Source organism: Pseudomonas entomophila, from assembly GCF_013523165.1.
Lineage (GTDB): Bacteria > Pseudomonadota > Gammaproteobacteria > Pseudomonadales > Pseudomonadaceae > Aquipseudomonas > Aquipseudomonas entomophila_A.
Genome location: NZ_JAAMQI010000001.1, coordinates 217,502 through 236,432, shown reverse-complemented (window position 1 = coordinate 236,432; position 18,931 = coordinate 217,502). Strand labels below are relative to the sequence as shown.

Here is an 18,931-nt window from a genome sequence, read left to right as displayed (position 1 = left end):
AAAGCCTCGAGCGTGCGCGCTACCCTGCCGACACAGGCGGTAGCTATGTCTGCACCCCCTGCCCGGGTGCCGACGGTCGCCCCCCGTGCCCTCGATGAAACCCGTGAGGCTTTTTGCTTTCCCATGACCTCAGGCCGGCAATCACGGTGCTTTTCTGATACCGTGGACGGCCCTATGCTATGTGCCTATATGTCCGACCTCGTGTCACGGACCGGGAGCGTTATTCTTGACCACTGCAGACCCCTCTCTCCAGCACGCCATCGATCGCTGTGCCCAAGAGCCCATCCGCGTGCCTGGCAGCATCCAGCCACAAGGCTTTCTGCTCGTGCTGGACGAGAGCGACTTCAGCATCCTGCAAGTCAGCGAAAACGCCGAACGCTGGCTGGGCCTGCCGGCACACGCGCTGATCGGGCTGGACGCACGTCAGTTCCTCGATACCGAGTTCGACCTGGCAGCGCATCTGAAGCAGATCCCGGAGCATGAGAGCTTCCCGTTCCATATCAGCAATGTGCAACTGTGCGCCGAGAAGGCGTCAGGCGAGCTTCTGCAATTGCTGGTCCACCGGCACGACCAGGTCTTGCTGGCCGAATTCGAACCGTGCAAGAGCATGGTCTCGCAGAACAGTCATTACCCCCTGGTTCGCGCGTTCGTCGGCAGCCTGCACCAGCTGGGCGACGTGCACGATCTGCTGACCCGCAGCGTCCAGGAGATCAAGCGCCTGACCGGCTTCGGCCGGGTCAAGGCCTACCGCTTCGACGCCGAAGGCAACGGCCTGGTGCTGGCCGAGGAGGCCGAACCTGGCTACCCGAGCTACCTGGGGCTGTGCTTCCCGGGCTCGGACATCCCGCGCCAGGCCCGTGAGCTGTACCGGATCAACCGGATCCGCCTGATCGGCGATGCCAACTACCAACCCGCCCGCCTGGTGCCCGAGCACAATCCGCGCACGGGCAAACCGCTGGACCTCAGCTTCGCTTCGCTGCGCAGCGTCTCGCCGGTGCACCTGCAATACATGCGCAACATGGGCACCCTGGCGTCGATGTCGCTTTCGATCGTGGTGGACGGCAAGCTCTGGGGACTGATTTCATGTCACCACGACGAGCCGCGCACCGTGGACTTCCAGACGCGTACCGCCTGCGAACTGCTGGCCAGCGTCCTGTCGCTGCAGATCGAGTCCCGCGAATCGCACACCAACACCCGCAAGCTGCTCGATCTGCGCCAGCACATCGTCAAGATGCTGTCGTCCATGGCCGACCATGACAGCGTGGCCCTGGGCCTGCTGGAGCTGCCCGAGGTGCTTCTGGCGTTCGCCGATGCCACGGGCGCCGCGATCATCAGCGCCGACCGTTGCGATGTCGTCGGGAAGACACCGCCCACGGCGCAGATCACGGCCCTGGTCCACTGGCTGTCGCGCCGGGGCGACGAGCACGTGTTCCACACCGACAACGTGCGGCGTGACATCGAAGAGCTGCCGGAGCTGGGTGACCATGCCGCCGGCGTGCTGGCCCTGGCCATTTCGCAGATCCACTCGCACTACCTGGTCTGGTTCAGGCCCGAACAGGCCCGCACGGTCGAATGGGCCGGGCGCCCGGACAAGCAGATCGGCCCGCAGGGCAACCTGGACCCGCGCAACAGTTTCGAGCGCTGGCACGAAGTGGTTCGCGATTTCAGCAAGCCCTGGGATCCGCTGATTCTCGAAAGCAGCCTGGAGCTGCGCAATGCCGTGCTCGGCATCGTCCTGCGCAAGGCCGAGGAGCTGGCCCAGCTGGCCAGCGAACTGAAGCGGTCGAACAAGGAACTCGAAGCCTTCTCCTACAGCGTCTCCCACGACCTGCGCGCCCCCCTGCGCCACATCGCAGGCTACACCGAGCTGCTGAGCGAGATGGAGGCGCAGCACCTGACCGAACGCGGGCAGCGTTTCCTGCAGCATATCGAGGAGGCCGCACGCTTTGCTGGCACGCTGGTCGACAACCTGCTCAACTTCTCGCAGATGGGGCGCTCCGCGCTGCGCCTGTCCGACGTCGACCCCAATGCGCTGATCGAGACCATCCGCACCGAACTGGCGCCGGACGTCGAAGGGCGCCAGATCGTCTGGGAAATCGCTTCGCTGCCCAAGGTCATCGCCGATCCGGCGTTCCTGAAGATGGCGTTGCAGAACCTGATCGCCAATGCCGTCAAGTACACGCGCGACCGCGACCCGGCGCGCATTCAGATCGGGTATCGGCAAAGTGCGACCCATACCGAGATCTTCATTCGCGACAACGGCGTAGGTTTCGACATGACCTATGCTAACAAGCTGTTCGGGGTCTTCCAGCGTCTGCACCGCATGGAAGACTTCGAGGGAACGGGTATCGGCCTTGCCAGCGTCCGGCGCATCATCGAGCGCCACGATGGCGAGGTCTGGGCCGAAGGCCAGATCGACAAGGGGGCCACGTTCCATTTTTCACTGCCCCGACAACCGCTGCACGCTTGAGGACACCGCATCATCATGCTCAAACCGATCCTGTTGGTCGAAGACAACCCCAGAGACCTGGAGTTGACCTTGCTGGCGCTGGAACGCAGTCAGTTGGCCAATGAAGTCATCGTCATTCGCGATGGCGCCGATGCCCTGGACTACCTGTTCCAACGCAACGCGTTCAAGGACCGCGACGCCGGTAATCCTGCCGTGATGTTGCTGGACCTGAAGCTGCCCAAGGTCGACGGTCTGGAAGTCCTGAAGATCGTCCGCGAGACGCCGGAACTGCGCAGCATTCCGACCGTCATGTTGACCTCTTCGCGCGAAGAACCTGACCTGGAACGCGCCTACGAGCTGGGCGTGAATGCCTACGTGGTCAAGCCGGTGGACTTCAAGGAGTTCGTCGCGGCGATCTCCGACCTGGGCATCTTCTGGGCCGTGCTCAACGAGCCGCCACCGGGTTCGCTGCGCCTGTCGCGTCGAGGCCCCAACTGAGCCCGGTCGGCACACAGGCGGCGCCGCTCAAGCTGTTGATGGTCGAAGACAGTGCGATGGACGCCGAACTGACGCTGCTGCGCCTGGAGCGAAACGGCCTGCAGATCCAGGCCCGCCAGGCGTTCGACCATGTCGGCGCCGAACGTGCGCTGCGTGAAGAAGTCTTCGACATGGTGCTGTGCGACTGCGTCCTGCCCAGCTCGTCCGGCACCGAGGTGCTGGCCATCGCCCAGCGCCTGGCGCCTGATGTACCGTTCATCTTCCTGTCGGGGATCTACGGCGAAGAGCATGCGGTGGAGATGATCCGACTCGGCGCCACCGACTACGTGCTGAAGAAGAACCTGTCGCTGCTGCCCAAGGCCGTCAGACGGGCGATGACCGAAGTGCAGGAGCGCCAGCGTCGCCGGCATGCCGAACAGGCCCTGGCGGACGTCGAGGCCCGCGCGCGGATCGCCATCGATGCGGCCGGCATGGGCACCTGGGACTTTCGCCCCGAGAGCGATCAGCTGATCTGGGACGATCGCTGCCGGGCCCTGTTCGGCCTGGCGCTGGACGCCCCCGTGAACATGGAGGTGTTCTTTGCCGGCCTGTATCCCGAGGACCTGCCCCATGTCCGCCAAGCTGTCGAGCATGCGCTGCAACCGAGCGGCAGTGGGCGCTATCGTGTGGAGTTCCGGGTTCTGGGCCACGGCGGACACGAGCCGCGCTGGCTACTGAGCACCGGACAATCGCGGTTCGTCGACGGCAAGTGCGTGCGCTTCTCCGGCGTGCTGCAGGATGTGCACCAGCAACACCTGGCCACACAGGCGCTCAAGCAGCTCAACGAAATGCTGGGCGAGCGCGTCGAGCGCCGGACTCGCGAGCGTGACCGCGCCTGGGACCTGTCCCAGGACCTGTCGGCAGTACTCAAGCAGGACCTCACGCCCGTGGCGCTCAATCCGGCCTGGGAAACGGCGCTCGGCTTCACCCGGGCGCACCTGTCCGAAACGTCCTTGCTGACGGTGCTTCCCGAATCGGCGCGGGACATGTTCGTCTCCGAGCTGGCCGCCCTGAGCCAGGGCAATGGCAGCGCACGCTTCGTCGGCCCCGTGCAGCACGCCAGCGGCCAGCAGCGCTGGCTGTCATGGGTCGTGGTCCAGGACGATGACCTGCTCTATGTGGTGGCACGCGACATCACCAGCGAGCGTGAAGCCACTCTGGAACTGGGCGAGGCCAACCGACGCCTGCGCGAGCAGATCGCCGAGCGCGAACGCATCGAGGCGACCTTGCAGCAGATGCAGCGCCTGGAGGCGGTGGGTCAGCTCACCGCTGGCGTCGCCCATGACTTCAACAACCTGCTGACGGTCATTCTGACGGGCGCCAGCTTCCTCGAACGCGACCTGGCCAAGCCCGACCTGGTCAAGGCCGCTTCTCGCCTGCAGCACATTCGGGAAGCCGGCGAACGGGGTGCCAAGCTCACCGCCCAGCTGCTGGCCTTCTCCCGACGGCAACGGCTCGAGCCGATACCGGTGAACCTGAACGACACGTTCGGTGGGCTGGAAGAGCTGCTGCGCCGGACCCTCGGCGGCAGCATCTCGGTACGTCTCGACCTGGACCCTCTGCTGTGGCAGGCGCTGACCGACCCGACCCAAACCGAGATGATCATCCTCAACCTGGCGATCAACGCGCGCGACGCCATGCCAGAAGGCGGGCAGCTGACCCTCAGCACCCGCAACACGTACATCGACGCCCTGCCGCAACGGCCCGAAGAACCCGAGCCTGGCGAATACGTGAGCCTCTCGATCCGCGACACGGGCTTCGGCATGAGCGAAGAGATCGTCGGCAAGGTCTTCGAGCCCTTCTTCACCACCAAGGACATCGGCAAGGGCTCAGGCCTGGGCCTGGCCCAGGTGTTCGGTTTCGCCAAGCAATCAGGCGGCGGGGTGCGCATCGTCACCGCGCCCGACCAGGGCACCGAAGTCACGGTCTACCTGCCCGCGGTCAAGCAACCGCTGGCCATCCACGTGAGCGGCCCGTCGGCGACCCCGGCGTCGAGCACCCTCGGCAGCGACCGTACGGTCCTGTTGGTGGACGACGATGATCGGGTTCGCGAGCTGATCGGTGAAATGCTCCATCAGTACGGCTATCGCGTGCGCCAGGCCACCGGGGGTGAGCATGCCCTGACGCTGCTCGATGGCGAGATCGACGTGCTGCTCACCGACTTTGCCATGCCCGAGTTCAACGGGGCTCAGCTGGCGCAGGCAGCACGCGAACGGTACGCTCACCTGCCGGTGGTATTCCTGACGGGCTACGCCGATCTCGAAGGGCTGCAACTGCCGGGAAGCCTGGTTGTACAGAAGCCCGTGCAACCAAACACCTTGACCAAGGCACTGGGCGAGCTGCTCGGGAGCCACGGCGGCTGACCGACGCGCCGTGTCGGTACCGGCAGCGATGACGCCAAAGGGACTTGGCGTCGAACGCCTGACGCGCACAGGCCGCACCTGAACGACGCGCACGACGAATCGCCTCGATACGCTTTCACGTACGAAACGAAAAAATACGGGTATGGAGAGTAAATGGCAGGGGCGGCTGGATTCGAACCAACGCATGGCAGGATCAAAACCTGCTGCCTTACCGCTTGGCGACGCCCCTGTATCCACCGACAACCGAGGTGTGACTGGCTGTGCGGGAATGAGCGGCAATGTATCAAGAAAATTTGAGGTTGCAAACCCCTCACGCAAAAAAAATCTCTTAAAACAGCGGCTTAGTCGGTCATCGACTGCCGTGAGCGACGGACAAGCTTCTTCAGCACGCACCCCATACCGTTTTCTGCCCGTCCTGTTTTCAGCGCCCTGCTGCCCCGTGTCCAGGCCCACAACCGTTCGTCGCCTGCAGTTACAGGCGCGTCCAACTCGTTCCTTGTCGCTGGCTCAAACAGGTATTCCAGCCCTCTGCACAAGGAACACAGCCATGCCGGTTTCACACGATCTGTACCAGGACCTGCACTACCCACGCGAAATCGTGCAGCAGCGTCGGCAGACAGACAAGGAGCTGGACCGCCTGCTCGACGACTACACCGATATCGACAACCAGGTGCTGGCTGCCGAGTCGATCTCGGCTGGCAATTACGAAGACGACGATCTGCGCCGTCTCAAAGAGCGCCGCTTGAGCGTCAAGTACATGATCGAGCGGCAACTGGAGCGCAAGGCCTGAGCCTACTCAGCGTTCGAGCCGACCCAGCGTCGCAGCATCCGGCACACCGTCGAAGAAGTGCATCAAGGCCAACTGCCACAGCGCTTCGCCTGGATCGGCCTTGTCGAACAATGTCAGGCAGGAACGCAGCTTCAGGTCATCGGGCGTCCCCATGATCTGCCGAGCGCTCTTGTCGGTGTGCTGCAACAGTGCCGTCACGCAGCGCTTGAGACGCGGACCAAGGATGTCATGCGCCAGGTAGGCACGCGCCTCGTCGAGCCCGGAAATCGCATAGCGCGCCGCCATTTCGCTGTGGCCCAATCCTTGTAGCTGGGGAAAGACGAACCACATCCAGTGGCTGCGCTTGTGGCCTGCCTGCAGCTCGTCGAACACGCGTGTGTAGCTAGGCTGCTGCGCTTCGACGAAACGATCGAGGTGATAGGGGTCGGACATGGGGTCAGCTCCTGGTGAGAACGGCCTTCAGCGTACGACACCCAGGGTGTGCACGCGACCCCTGGCCATGATGCCGCCCTGCAATGCCTGCCCCTTGGGGACGAATGCCGCTATCATCGCCTGCTTTCTCGCAATGAATGACATGTGATCGGCAATGCACACCCTTGACGACCTGAAGGCTGGACGCTTGCACGGCCTGACCCGCCTGGACCTGAGTCAAGGTCTGGATGAATTCCCACAGGAGATTTTCAGCCTGGCCGACAGCCTGGAGGTGCTGAACCTCTCAGGCAACCGGCTCAGCCGCCTGCCGCACGACATGCACCGCCTGCATCGCCTGCGCGTGCTGTTCTGCTCGGACAACCTGTTCACCGACATCCCAGTGGCCGTGGGGCAATGCCAGCGGCTCGAGACCGTCGGCTTTCGCAACAACCGGATCGAGCGGATCGATGGCCGTGCCTTGCCACCTGCCCTGCGCGCCCTGATCCTGACCGAAAATGCCCTCGAACACCTGCCCGACACACTGGGCGACTGCGCGCACCTGCAAAAACTCATGTTGTCGGGCAACCGCCTGACGGACCTGCCGCAGACGCTGGCACGCTGCGACCGCCTGGAGCTGCTGCGCCTGGCCAGCAATCGCCTGACCACCCTGCCCCGCTGGCTGCTGGACCTGCCCAGGCTCGCCTGGCTGGCGTTCTCGGGCAACCCCTGCGAAGCCGAACCTTTGGCGGACCTTCACCCGTGCCCCTCGGTCAGCTGGGACCGTGTGGCCGTGAAGGAGATCCTGGGCCGGGGTGCCTCGGGGGTCATTCATCGTGCCCACCTCGACGGTGAGCCGGGCGCCGTCGCCGTGAAACTGTTCAAGGGTGCCCTGACCAGTGACGGCGCGCCCTTGGCCGAAGTCCGTGCGTGCCTGGCCGCTGGGCAACACCCAGGCTTGACCGGGCTGCTCGGCCGTATCGACGATCATCCCACGGGCCTGCCCGCGCTGATCATGCCGTTGCTCGCCCCCACCTGGTTCAACCTGGCCGGGCCGCCCAGCCTCGACAGCTGCACCCGCGATCGATACCCGGAGCGCCTGCCCTGGCGCCTCCCGGCCCTGCGCCGGCTGGCGCGCACCGTCGCGCTGGCGGGTGCGCACCTGCATGCCCATGGCCTCAATCATGGCGACCTCTACGCGCACAACATCCTGTGCGATGACGAAGGTGACGGCGTGCTGGGCGACTTCGGCGCCGCGGCCTTCTCGCCACGTGACCTGGCCAGCGGCCTGGAGCGCATCGAAGTCCGCGCCTTCGGCCTCCTGCTCGACGAACTGCTCGAACGCGCCGACGGCGAAGCGTGCGACCTGCGCCAATTGGCCCAGGACTGCCAGCAGCCAGCGGTCGCCTCGCGCCCTTCTTTCGCACAGGTAGCGGCGCGCCTGTAAGGCCCTCCATGGAGGCCGCCGTGTGGCCTCCTCCCTCCGCACCGTCTTCCACCGAGCCTTAGCATGGACATCGATCAAGCCCGGACCTTTCTCGAGATCGCACGGTGCGGCAGCCTGGTCGCCGCCGCCGATCGCCTGTGCGTCTCACAGACCGCGATCAGCGCACGGGTCCAGCGCCTGGAACAGCAATTGGGCTGTCAGTTGTTCGTACGGGGCCGTAGCGGCGCTCGCCTGACGACGGACGGCGAGGCCTTTCTGAGCTACGCCCACCAACTGGTCCAGACCTGGGAGGCCGCACGCCGGAACCTGCCACGCGTGCAGGGTGGGCAACCGGTGCTGAGCATCGGCGGCGAGGTCAGCCTGGGTACGCCCCTGATGCTCGAGTGGATCTGCGCGATGCGCCAGGCCCTGCCTGGGCACACGGTTCGTAGCGAGGTCAACGATGGGGAGGCGTTGCTGCGCAAGGTCGAAATGGGGCTGCTCGATGCCGTGCTCGTCTACCAGCCCAGTTATGCACCCGGCCTGCAGGTGGAGCAGCTGATGGAAGAAAAGCTGGTGCGCATTCAACGCACGGATTGCCCCGAGCCTTATGTCTACATCGACTGGGGCGAGGCGTTTCGGCGCCAGCACGACGCCGCCCTGCCCGACTGCGCTCGGGCGAGCGTGAGTTTCAACCTGGGACCGCTGGCCTTGCAGTTCATTCTCGACCAGGGCGGCAGCGGTTATTTTCGCACCCGTGTCGTCCAGGCCTACCTGGACAGCGGGGTGCTCGAGCGGGTCGCGCAAGCCCCTGAGTTCACCTACCCCACGTTCGTGGTGCACGCCCGTGAACGTGACGGCGAGGCCCTGCGGTGCGCACTGGCCATCCTGCGACGCCAGGTGGCCGAGGACGCCAGCGATTGGTCACAACGCTGGGACCCGTTCGCCTGAGACCCGGTCGGGCGCACTGAGCAGGCGACGCTCGAGCCCGGCGATCAGGTCGGTCTGGGTCACGATGCCGACCAGTGTGTCGCCTTCCAGCACCGGCAGGCAATGCAGACCCTGCTCGCACAGCAGCGGCAACAGGTGCGCCAGGGGATGATGCGCGCTGACGCTGACGACTCGACGGCTCATGATGTGCTCCAGGCGTACCGAGCGACGCCCTAGCAGGCCTCCCCAGCGTGAGCGGCCCCGGGCCATGGCCGGCCCCACCAGGTCGCTGAGACTGACGATCCCGACGAGACGTCCCTGGTCGAGTACCGGCAACGTATGGAGGCGATGGCTCGACAACAGGCGCCACGCTTGTTCGAGGCTGGTCTGCGGCGTGGCGACCTGCAGGTCACGGGACATTACCGAGGCGGCCGTGAGACCACTGAGGCTGCGTTGCAGCGCGTGCTGCTCGGTGGCCAGGATGATCCGTTCCAGCTCATCGCGGGTGACGTCGACGAATTCGCCCAGTTCGTCCAGTGCCTGGTCCAGGTCCTGGGCCGTGACGCCGACGCGCTCGGTCGGCAGCGGATCGTGGGTATGGTGCAGATCCTTGCGCGGCGCCGCTCCCTTGGGGTACCGCACGCCGGTAAGGCGGTTGTAGAGCACCGCGACCGTGACCAGGATCACGGCGTTGAGCAGAACCGGCTCGAGCACATGGTCACCCATCGCCACCAACCCAGGGTCGGCCAGTACCAGGCTGGCGGCCACGCCACCGCCCGGCGGGTGCAGACAGCGCAGCGCGCACATCACCAGGATCGATACCCCCAGTGCGGCGGCCGCGACCCAGAGCGCATCGCCCAGGCCATGCCGCATCGCCAGGCCGACGACACCGGCCAAGGCGTAGCTGCCGACCACGGGCCAAGGCTGGGCCAGGGGGCCGGAGTGAACGGCGAAGACCAGCACCGCCGACGCCGCCAGTGGACCGAGCAGGTGCAACGCGATCGAAGGCCCGAATGCCAGGCTGCACAGCCACCCGGCCAGGAACAACCCCAGCATGGCGCCAAGGCCGGCGCGCAGCCATTCGCGGGGCGAGGTATTCAGGGAGGGCGGCAGCAGCCGTTGCCAGCCGGTGTGAGGGGTTCTGGAGGACATGGAAAAGGGCTACCTGACGAGCGACCTGTTGATCGAGACACTGCCACGCTGCATCCAGCGCAGCGGGGCATTGTGCCCGCCGCTACAGGTGCTGACCAACGCAAAAAACGGCGCTTGATGTGCAACTTTCTTGCAGCGACGCAAGCGCGTGCCACACGCCCTGCCTGAGGGGCCCGTGGCGGCGGACCTGCCGGCTCTCGCAGGGCGACGTTCATCGACTGGATCAGGTGCTGGGCATCGCAGCGAAAAGCGCGCCAGCAATGGCGGCGGCACTGGCAGCGACGCTATCGCCTGGGCAGTTCCACGCCCACCCGCAGACCGCCCTGGGGGCTTTCCTGCAGGGTCAGTCGTGCACCCCAGGCGTCGACGATGTCACGCACGATCCCCAGGCCCAGGCCGTGGCCATCGACCTGTTCGTCCAGGCGCGACCCGCGCTCCAGGACGCTCTGGCGTGCGCCTTCAGGAATACCGGGGCCATCGTCGTCGACCCATAGCCGATAGCCCTCGGCCGTTTGCGCGAGGGTGAGCTGTACCTCGCTGTCGGCCCACTTGCAGGCATTGTCCAGCAGGTTGCCCAGCAGCTCGAGCAGGTCCTCGCGGTCCCAGGGCAGCAGCAGGCCGGGCGAGACCTCACTGCGCAAGCTCAGCCCTTCGCCATGAATCATGCCCAACGTCGCCAGCAGCCCCGGCAACTCTGCGTCACAGTCGAACTGCGCACCCGGCAAGGCATCACCCGCCAGGCGCGCCCGGTTGAGCTCGCGCGCCAGGCGCTGCTGGATCTGTTCGAGCTGTTCCTGCAGTTGCGCGCGCACCTCGGGCTGGTCCTTGAGGCGCTCACTGCTCGCCAGGCTGAGCAGCACCGCCAGCGGCGTCTTCAGGGCATGGCCCAGGTTGCCCAAGGCGTTGCGGGACCGTCGCAGACTGTCTTCGGTATGGGCAAGCAGATGGTTGACCTGCGCGACCAGGGGTTCCAGCTCACTGGGCACCTGCTCGTCCAGCTGCGAGCGTCGCCCCTGTTGCAGCTGGGCGATCTGCCGGCGGACGCGTTCCAGCGGGCGCAGCGAGCGTGTCACGGTCACGCGCTGCAATACCAGGATCAGCAGCAGCGCCACCAGCCCGAGCCCCAGCCCGATCTGCTCGAGCCGCCGAAAGCCATCGCGCACCGGCGAATAGTCTTGCGCCACGCTGATCGAAATGTCCTGCCCCAGGCGCCGGTAATCGGCGCGCAACACCAACAGCTGCTGCCCCTCGGGTGCCAGCTGATGGCCACTTTCCAGCCCCGGCTGGGCTGGCTTGGGCATCTCCAGATCCCATAGCGAACGCGAGCGCCAGCTGCCCTGTTCGAAATCGATACGAAAGTAATAGCCCGACAGCGGGCGCTGGTAGGCAGCCGACACACGACGCTCGTCCAGCTGCGGACCGTTCGGGCCGCGCACCAGGGCCACCAGCAGGTTCTCGCTTTCCTTGCGCAGGCCCGCTTCCAGGTACCGCTGCAAGCCGACTTCGAACAGCCACAGCCCCAACTGTGCGAACCCCAGCCCGACCACCACCAGCACCGCGACCAGCCCGAGGCTCAGACGCCCCTGGATGGACTTCATGCGCTGTGCCCGGCATAGCGGTAACCCTGGCCACGGTGCGTCTCGATCACGCTGCGACCCAGTTTGCGCCGCAGGTGATTGACGTGCACTTCGAGCACGTTCGAGTCACGCTCGGTCTCACCGTCGTACAGGTGCTCGGCCAGATGCCCCTTGGACAGGATCTGTTGCGGGTGCAGCATGAAATAGCGCAGCAACCGGAACTCGGCGGCGGTCAGCTGGACCTCGAGCCCGTCGCGGGTCACGCACTGGCGCGCCTCGTCCAGGTGCAGCCCTGCGGCTTCCAGCCGTGGCTGGTTGGCCAGCCCGCGCGCACGACGCACCAGGGACTGGATGCGCAGTTGCAGCTCTTCAGGATGAAAGGGTTTGCTCAGGTAATCGTCGGCGCCGGCCTTGAGCCCCTCGATGCGCTCGGCCCAGGAGCCGCGCGCCGTGAGGATCAGCACTGGCGCGAGCAGGCCGCCGGCTCGCCATTGCGCCAGGACGTCGAGACCCGGCAAGCCCGGCAGACCCAGGTCCAGGATGATCAGGTCATAGGGTTCGCTCTGGCCCTGGTACACCGCATCGCGACCGTCGGCCAGCCAGTCGACCGCGTAGCCCTGGCGTTGCAGGCTCGCGGTCAGTTCGTCGGCAAGCGGGACGTTGTCCTCCACCAGCAACAAGCGCATTCAGTCATCTTCCTCGTCTTTGAGCAAGGCGCCGGTACTGGCATCGAGCTTGATTTCGCGGACCACCCCCTCGGGGGTGAGCATCTCCACCTCGTACTCGTAGCGCCCGTGTTCCTTTTCCAGCTCGGCTTCGAGCAGCCGCGAACCGGGGTGGCGCGCCAGGGCCGCTTCGAGCAGCTTCTCCAGCGGCAGGATGATGCCCTCGCGCCGCAGTTCGAGGGCTTCGTCCTGGTCCAGGTCGCGGGCCACCGCCAGCGAGCAGCAGGCCGACAGCGCCAGCACCAGGCCGCGCGCCGTCAGCGACAGATCGTTCATCAGTTGTCCCGTTCGTCCTTCAGGATTTCACCGGTGCGGGCATCCAGGTCGACATCCCACTCCACGCCCTGGGCGTCGCGCAGTTCGACCTTGTAGATGTAGCGCCCGTATTCGTTTTCCAGCTCCGAATCAGTGGCCGTCGAACCGGGGTGCTTGGCGATGGCCGCCGCCTTGAGCTCGTCCAGCGATTTGAGGGTCTTGTCGTTGACCAGCCTGACCACCTCGTCAGGCTGGACGTCCTTGGCCAGGGCTACATTGGCCCCCAGGGCGAGCGTGGCGGCGGTCAGCAAGGCAGTCAAGGTTTTCATGGGTCTCTCCATCGAGGTCTTCGTGTTGGGTACGGGCTCAAGCGTATGGCCTGCGGCTTAACTCAACCTGAAGCGAGCGGCGGCATGATAACGCAGCCGTCAGCGCCCGGCTTCCCTATAATGGTCACCCCGTTTCGCCCGAGGCCTGCCATGAGCGCCATCCATGTCCCCTACCCTGCCCTGACGTTCAAAGCCGGTCGGCGGGCCTTCGCGCACATTCGCGAGCATGGCCTGCGGGCGATGGATGTGGGGACCGTGCCGGGCGCTGCAGGCGGGCCCAAGCCGCTCGGCATTCAGGGCCTGGACCTGGCGCTGTTCGGCGACTGGCTGCCTTCGGCGCCACGCCCGCGCGCCCTGATCGGCGCTTCGATCGGAGCCTGGCGCTTCGCCAGTGCGTGCCTGGCCGACCCCGTCGATGGGTTGCGTCGGCTCGCCACGCTGTACACCGAGCTGGACTTCGCCAAAGGCACCACCACTGCCGAGGTCAGCCGACGTTGCGAGCGCATGCTCGACACGCTGCTGCAAGGGGGCGACGGGCACATCCTGAACAATGCCGATTACCGCCTGAATGTGCTGGTGGTCAAGAGTCATGGCCTGTTGGCCGACGACCATCGTGCCCGTCTGGGCATGGGCCTGTCGTCGGTGCTGGCGGACAACCTGCTGGGCCGCGCACGCCTGGCCCGGCATTTCGAGCGTCTGGTGCTGCACGATGCCCGCGCCGCGCCGCCCCTGGAGGCCTTGGACGACTTTCCCACGCGCCATGTGCCGCTGCAGGCGAGCAACCTGCGTCAGGCCTTGCTGGCCTCGGGCTCGATCCCGATGGTCATGCAAGGCGTGCGTGACCTGCCAGGTGCGGGCAGTGGGACCTTCCGCGACGGGGGGCTGCTCGACTACCACCTGGACCTGCCTTACCAGGGCGACGACCTGGTGCTCTACCCCCACTTCACCGACAAGGTGGTCCCCGGCTGGTTCGACAAGGGACTGCCCTGGCGCAAGGGCGACGCGGGGCGGTTGCGCAACGTCCTGCTGATGACGCCTTCGCCTGACTACCTGGCCCGCCTGCCCTTCGGCAAACTGCCCGATCGCGGTGATTTCAAGCGGTTCATGGGGGACGCGGCGAGCCGCAGACGCTACTGGTTCACTGCCATCGACGAGAGCCGGCGACTGGGTGACGAACTGCTCGAACTCATCGCCACCGGGCGCCTGAAGGACCGCTTGCGCCCCTTGTAGTCAGCATGCTGGTAGACTGCACGCCCGTATGGGTTCTACAGAGTCTACGAGTTTGGAAATCTTCAAGGAATTCACGTTCGAATCAGCCCACCGTCTGCCCAACGTGCCGGCGGGGCATAAATGCGGTCGTCTGCACGGCCACTCGTTCAAGGTCGCCCTGCACCTGACCGGGCCGGTCGACCCGCACACCGGGTGGATCCGCGACTTCTCCGAGATCAAGGCGGTGTTCAAGCCGATCTACGAGCAGCTCGACCACAACTACCTCAATGACATCCCTGGCCTGGACAACCCCACCAGCGAAGTCATCGCACAATGGATCTGGAACCAGGTCAAGCCGCTGCTGCCTGAACTGTCGAAGGTCAGGATCCATGAAACCTGCACCAGCGGCTGTGAATACACGGGCGACTGAGCGTGAACGCGTCAGGGCGTGCCGAAGTTCGGCTTGGGATGGGGTGGCACGGGGAAGTGAACCACCTCGATCGCCAGGCGGCCACGATGGCCCCTCTTGTCGTTGAGGTAGGCCCTGCCCTGCTCGAGCAAGCGCCGCACCTTGCGGCCCGTCGGCCCGTACAGCTCAAGCCCGGTGCGGATGTCACCTGCCTCGAGAGCGCCTGGCTCCAGCCCTTCGATGGTCCAGAGCGGTGCGACCTTGCCCTGGCGATAGCGGAACAGCAGCCCATGACTGTCCACGGCAGGGCCAGCCTGCAGATCGAGGCTTAGCGTCGGCACCGGGTCCGGCATCACGAACTCGACCGCAGGCGCCATGTGCAACGGCGTGCTGCCTGCTGGCACATCGGTCGGGTACATGCCCAGGTAACCGCCGCGACTCACATCCAGCACGTACTGCAATTCGGGCCAGCGATGAACGTTGATGCCGGCATAGGCCGGTCGTATCTCGTATGCATGGCGCTCACCGATCTGGTACACACCGAACCAGAAGTATTCGCAGTACAGCCGCTGCCGCGGGCCCAGGAAGGGCACTTGGTCGTGCAGGAAGGACTGGATCTCTTTCGGCGTGTAGTCACGACCTGACATGAGCCAGCCATCGTCGCCATTCCAGTCGTTGAACTCGACCCAGAGAGGCTTGACCCATTTGCCGACAGCGCTGAGCAAGTGGCGCTCGCTGATCGGCTCTTCGCCAAATTGCCAGTAGCACCTGGCGTTGAAACACAACAGGGGTTCGAACGTGCTTTCGCTCATGGTAGTTCACCGTAGGGTCCCGAGAAGCAGCGACTCTAGGGACACCCGATGAAGCGACACAGCAGGAAGGCTTGCTAGCGAACTTCGCCACGCAGGAACAGCGGCGCGATGTAGCGATCGTAGTGCGCCTCCGACAGCAGAAAGAACTCGCGGTCGATGGCGTCGCGCAGGCGTGGCAGCTCCCAGTCGCGAAACTCCGGCAACAAGGCCATGCCATAGGCCTCCAGGTCGCGAATCATCCGCGCTCCGCGAGCGATCAGCTGATACGCCCAGCAATACTCGGACTGATGGGCGACGAAACGGATCGAGCGCTGTTCGAGCTGCTCGCGCAGGCGCTCGCGGTCGAACACTTCCAGCTTGGCCATCATCACTTGCACCAGCAGGGCTTCCAGACGCAGCCAGACCGCCCGTTTGGCCTCGTCGTCATAACTGTTCCAGTGGATCACTTCGTGATGGAAACGCTTGCAGCCACGGCACACGTGGTCACCATAGACGGTGGAGCACAGCCCCACGCACGGGGTCTTGATCGACTGATTGGACATCGCAGGGCAACGGCTTGAGAACGGGACACCGGCCCATGTTAGCCCTTTGTCTAACGGGGGTCACGGGTTAAAGTCGAACGCCGCGCCTTACCTTGCGGCGCTTTTTACCGTAGAATCCATTCGCCTTTTGCAGGCACCAATGTCCGTTGGAAGCTGTTTTCAAAGCGTCACGAGCACAGTCATCCGGTAGAACGGCGTTGGCCCGGTCATGCACCTCAGGCATGCCCAGGGCCAGCCCTCATCAGCTCCCCCGTTCTGCAGGCGTAAAACTTTGAAAACAGCTTCCGCGAGGATGTCCTGCCGCCTTGGCTGCACGGCCCAGAAGGCCGTCGTGCGCAAGGACGCCGGACACCCCGGATGAGCGTCCCGGCCCCCTAGATGGGACCACTGATGAGGGAAATAACTGTGCTTGAAGCCTACCGCAAACATACCGAAGAGCGTGCCGCCCTGGGTATCGTGCCCCAGCCGCTGAACGCCGAACAGACCGCAGGCCTGGTCGATCTGCTGAAGAACCCGCCTGCTGGCGAAGAAGCCTTCCTCGTCGACCTGATCACCCACCGCGTCCCGCCAGGGGTCGATGAAGCCGCCTACGTCAAGGCCGCCTACCTGTCCGCCGTGGTCAAGGGCGAAGCCGCCTCGCCACTGATCGATCGCAAGCGCGCCACCGAACTGCTGGGCACCATGCAGGGCGGCTACAACATCGCCACGCTGGTCGAGCTGCTCGATGACGCCGAGCTGGGCGCCGTCGCAGCCGAACAGCTCAAGCACACCCTGCTGATGTTCGACGCCTTCCACGACGTGGCCGAAAAAGCCAAGGCAGGCAACGCGCACGCCAAGGCCGTGCTCGAATCCTGGGCCGCCGGCGAATGGTTCACCAAGCGTCCGGCCATCGCTGACAAGTACACCCTGACCGTGTTCAAGGTGCCCGGCGAGACCAACACCGACGACCTGTCGCCGGCCCCGGACGCCTGGTCGCGCCCGGACATCCCGCTGCACGCCCTGGCCATGCTGAAGATGGCCCGCGATGGCATCGAGCCGGAGCAGCCAGGCTCGGTCGGCCCGCTCAAGCAGATCGAAGACGTCCGCGCCAAGGGCTTCCCGGTCGCCTACGTCGGTGACGTGGTCGGTACCGGCTCCTCGCGCAAGTCCGCCACCAACTCGGTGCTGTGGTTCTTCGGCGACGACATCCCCTACGTGCCGAACAAGCGCGCCGGTGGCTTCTGCTTCGGCACCAAGATCGCGCCGATCTTCTACAACACCATGGAAGACGCCGGTGCCCTGCCGATCGAGTTCGACTGCACCGACCTGAACATGGGCGACGTGATCGACGTCTACCCGTACAAGGGCGAAGTCCGTCGTCACGACAGCGACGAGCTGGTCACCACCTTCACCCTCAAGACCGAAGTGCTGCTCGACGAAGTCCGCGCAGGCGGCCGTATCCCGCTGATCGTCGGCCGCGGCCTGACCGACAAGGCACGCGCCGAGCTGGGCCTGGGTGCCACCGACCTGTTCAAGCTGCCGGAAGCGCCGGTCGACACCGGCAAGGGCTACACCCTGGCGCAGAAGATGGTCGGCCGTGCCTGCGGTCTGCCGGAAGGTCAGGGCGTGCGTCCTGGCACCTACTGCGAACCGAAGATGACCACCGTCGGTTCCCAGGACACCACCGGGCCGATGACCCGTGACGAGCTGAAAGACCTGGCCTGCCTCGGCTTCTCCGCCGACCTGGTCATGCAGTCGTTCTGCCATACCGCGGCTTACCCCAAGCCGATCGACGTCACCACCCACCACACCCTGCCGGACTTCATCCGCACCCGTGGCGGCGTGTCGCTGCGCCCAGGCGACGGCATCATCCACAGCTGGCTGAACCGCATGCTGATGCCCGACACCGTCGGCACCGGCGGCGACTCGCACACCCGCTTCCCGATCGGCATCTCCTTCCCGGCCGGTTCCGGCCTGGTCGCCTTCGCCGCCGCCACTGGCGTGATGCCACTGGACATGCCCGAGTCGGTACTGGTGCGCTTCAAGGGCAAGCTGCAGCCTGGCATCACCCTGCGTGACCTGGTGCATGCGATCCCCTACTACGCCATCCAGCAGGGCCTGCTGACCGTCGAGAAGAAAGGCAAGAAGAACGCCTTCTCCGGCCGCATACTGGAAATCGAAGGCCTGGACGAGCTGACCGTCGAGCAAGCGTTCGAGCTGTCCGACGCGTCGGCCGAGCGCTCTGCCGCCGGCTGCACCATCAAGTTGCCGGAAAAGGCCATCGCCGAGTACCTGCAGTCCAACATCACCCTGCTGCGCTGGATGATCAGCGAAGGCTACGGCGACCCACGCACCCTGGAGCGTCGCGCCCAGGCCATGGAAGCCTGGCTGGCCAACCCAGAGCTGCTGTCGGCCGATGCCGACGCCGAGTACGCCGAGATCATCGAGATCGACCTGGCCGACGTCAAGGAGCCGGTGCTCTGCGCGCCGAACGACCCGGACGACGCTCGCCTGCTGTCCTCGGTACAGGGCGAGAAGATCGACGAAGTGTTCATCGGTTCGTGCATGACCAACATCGGCCATTTCCGCGCTGCCGGCAAGCTGCTGGAGAAGGTCAAGGGCGGTATTCCGACCCGTCTGTGGCTGGCACCGCCGACCAAGATGGACGCTCACCAGCTGACCGAAGAAGGCTACTACGGCATCTACGGCAAGGCCGGTGCGCGCATGGAAATGCCAGGCTGCTCGCTGTGCATGGGTAACCAGGCACGGGTCCAGACCGGCGCTACCGTGGTGTCCACCTCGACGCGCAACTTCCCCAACCGTCTGGGCGATGCCACCAACGTGTACCTGGCGTCGGCCGAGCTGGCTGCGGTCGCCTCGATCACCGGCAAGCTGCCGACCGTCGAGGAGTACATGACGTACGCCAAGGACATCGACAGCATGGCGGCCGACGTCTACCGCTACCTGAGCTTCGACCAGATCGCCGAGTTCCGTGATGCTGCGGCCAACGCGCTGATTCCGGTCGTTCAGGCGTGAGAT

The 18,931-nt window shown here is 65.3% G+C and carries 17 protein-coding genes and 1 tRNA gene; 9 read left to right on the top strand and 9 right to left on the bottom strand.

Annotated features, from left to right (window positions below):
• The first annotated feature begins 226 nt into the window (after positions 1–226).
• The 3 genes from G7Z99_RS01070 to G7Z99_RS01060 are packed head-to-tail and all read left to right on the top strand — an operon-like array spanning position 227 to position 5,349.
• Positions 227–2,470: an ATP-binding protein gene (locus tag G7Z99_RS01070; protein ID WP_181091228.1), complete on the top strand. Its 2,244-nt coding sequence runs from the start codon at positions 227–229 to the stop codon at positions 2,468–2,470.
• 15 nt (positions 2,471–2,485) lie between these two features.
• A complete protein-coding gene (locus G7Z99_RS01065; RefSeq protein ID WP_181091226.1) occupies positions 2,486–2,947 on the top strand; it encodes a response regulator in 462 nt (153 codons plus the stop codon).
• Positions 2,948–2,985: 38 nt separating this feature from the next.
• Positions 2,986–5,349 carry a response regulator gene (locus G7Z99_RS01060; RefSeq protein ID WP_181091224.1) on the top strand — a complete coding sequence of 788 codons (2,364 nt, stop codon included), beginning with the start codon at positions 2,986–2,988 and terminating at the stop codon, positions 5,347–5,349.
• Positions 5,350–5,503: 154 nt separating this feature from the next.
• On the opposite strand, the gene G7Z99_RS01055 is transcribed toward G7Z99_RS01060, so the two are convergent.
• Positions 5,504–5,578 (bottom strand) — tRNA-Gln (locus G7Z99_RS01055).
• A 318-nt stretch (positions 5,579–5,896) separates the two neighbouring features.
• Between G7Z99_RS01055 and G7Z99_RS01050 the strand changes: the two genes are divergently transcribed.
• A complete protein-coding gene (locus G7Z99_RS01050) occupies positions 5,897–6,139 on the top strand; it encodes a hypothetical protein (RefSeq protein ID WP_181091222.1) in 243 nt (80 codons plus the stop codon).
• 6 nt (positions 6,140–6,145) lie between these two features.
• Here G7Z99_RS01050 and G7Z99_RS01045 read toward each other — a convergent pair whose 3' ends face one another.
• Complete coding sequence (locus tag G7Z99_RS01045; protein ID WP_181091220.1) at positions 6,146–6,571, bottom strand: DUF1810 domain-containing protein; 426 nt, start codon at positions 6,569–6,571, stop codon at positions 6,146–6,148.
• A 154-nt stretch (positions 6,572–6,725) separates the two neighbouring features.
• Here G7Z99_RS01045 and G7Z99_RS01040 point away from each other — a divergent pair, with 154 nt between their 5' ends.
• Both G7Z99_RS01040 and G7Z99_RS01035 read left to right on the top strand, forming a co-directional pair.
• Positions 6,726–7,994, top strand: coding sequence for a leucine-rich repeat-containing protein kinase family protein (locus G7Z99_RS01040; protein WP_181091218.1), 1,269 nt, complete (start codon positions 6,726–6,728; stop codon positions 7,992–7,994).
• A gap of 63 nt (positions 7,995–8,057) precedes the next feature.
• Positions 8,058–8,924, top strand: coding sequence for a LysR family transcriptional regulator (locus G7Z99_RS01035; protein ID WP_181091216.1), 867 nt, complete (start codon positions 8,058–8,060; stop codon positions 8,922–8,924).
• Here G7Z99_RS01035 and G7Z99_RS01030 read toward each other — a convergent pair.
• From G7Z99_RS01030 to G7Z99_RS01010, 5 genes are all read right to left on the bottom strand, one after another.
• Positions 8,898–10,055: an HPP family protein gene (locus tag G7Z99_RS01030; protein WP_181091214.1), complete on the bottom strand. Its 1,158-nt coding sequence runs from the start codon at positions 10,053–10,055 to the stop codon at positions 8,898–8,900. The genes G7Z99_RS01035 and G7Z99_RS01030 overlap by 27 nt on opposite strands.
• A gap of 284 nt (positions 10,056–10,339) precedes the next feature.
• Positions 10,340–11,653 carry a sensor histidine kinase gene (locus G7Z99_RS01025; RefSeq protein WP_181091212.1) on the bottom strand — a complete coding sequence of 438 codons (1,314 nt, stop codon included), beginning with the start codon at positions 11,651–11,653 and terminating at the stop codon, positions 10,340–10,342.
• The gene (locus G7Z99_RS01020; RefSeq protein ID WP_181091210.1) at positions 11,650–12,318 is read right to left on the bottom strand and encodes a response regulator transcription factor; all 669 of its coding nucleotides are present in this window, start codon (positions 12,316–12,318) and stop codon (positions 11,650–11,652) included. Before G7Z99_RS01020 ends, G7Z99_RS01025 begins: the two co-directional genes overlap by 4 nt.
• Positions 12,319–12,633, bottom strand: a complete 315-nt coding sequence (locus G7Z99_RS01015; protein ID WP_181091208.1) for a PepSY domain-containing protein — start codon at positions 12,631–12,633, stop codon at positions 12,319–12,321.
• On the bottom strand, positions 12,633–12,941 hold the full coding sequence (locus G7Z99_RS01010) for a PepSY domain-containing protein (RefSeq protein WP_181091207.1): 309 nt from the start codon (positions 12,939–12,941) through the stop codon (positions 12,633–12,635). The genes G7Z99_RS01015 and G7Z99_RS01010 overlap by 1 nt, the downstream gene beginning before the upstream one ends.
• Before the next feature lie 150 nt (positions 12,942–13,091).
• Here G7Z99_RS01010 and G7Z99_RS01005 point away from each other — a divergent pair, with 150 nt between their 5' ends.
• Together G7Z99_RS01005 and queD are read left to right on the top strand one after the other, a co-directional pair.
• Complete coding sequence (locus G7Z99_RS01005; RefSeq protein WP_181091205.1) at positions 13,092–14,171, top strand: patatin-like phospholipase family protein; 1,080 nt, start codon at positions 13,092–13,094, stop codon at positions 14,169–14,171.
• A 52-nt stretch (positions 14,172–14,223) separates the two neighbouring features.
• Positions 14,224–14,580: a 6-carboxytetrahydropterin synthase QueD gene (gene queD / locus G7Z99_RS01000; RefSeq protein WP_181091203.1), complete on the top strand. Its 357-nt coding sequence runs from the start codon at positions 14,224–14,226 to the stop codon at positions 14,578–14,580.
• A gap of 11 nt (positions 14,581–14,591) precedes the next feature.
• Here queD and G7Z99_RS00995 read toward each other — a convergent pair whose 3' ends face one another.
• Positions 14,592–15,371 carry a hypothetical protein gene (locus G7Z99_RS00995; protein WP_181091201.1) on the bottom strand — a complete coding sequence of 260 codons (780 nt, stop codon included), beginning with the start codon at positions 15,369–15,371 and terminating at the stop codon, positions 14,592–14,594.
• A 74-nt stretch (positions 15,372–15,445) separates the two neighbouring features.
• Positions 15,446–15,913 (bottom strand): DUF1289 domain-containing protein, encoded by a 468-nt coding sequence (locus G7Z99_RS00990; protein WP_181091199.1) that lies wholly within the window; start codon positions 15,911–15,913, stop codon positions 15,446–15,448.
• A 405-nt stretch (positions 15,914–16,318) separates the two neighbouring features.
• On the opposite strand from G7Z99_RS00990, the gene acnB reads away from it, so the two are divergent.
• On the top strand, positions 16,319–18,928 hold the full coding sequence (gene acnB, locus G7Z99_RS00985) for a bifunctional aconitate hydratase 2/2-methylisocitrate dehydratase (protein ID WP_181091196.1): 2,610 nt from the start codon (positions 16,319–16,321) through the stop codon (positions 18,926–18,928).
• Positions 18,929–18,931: the final 3 nt, after the last annotated feature.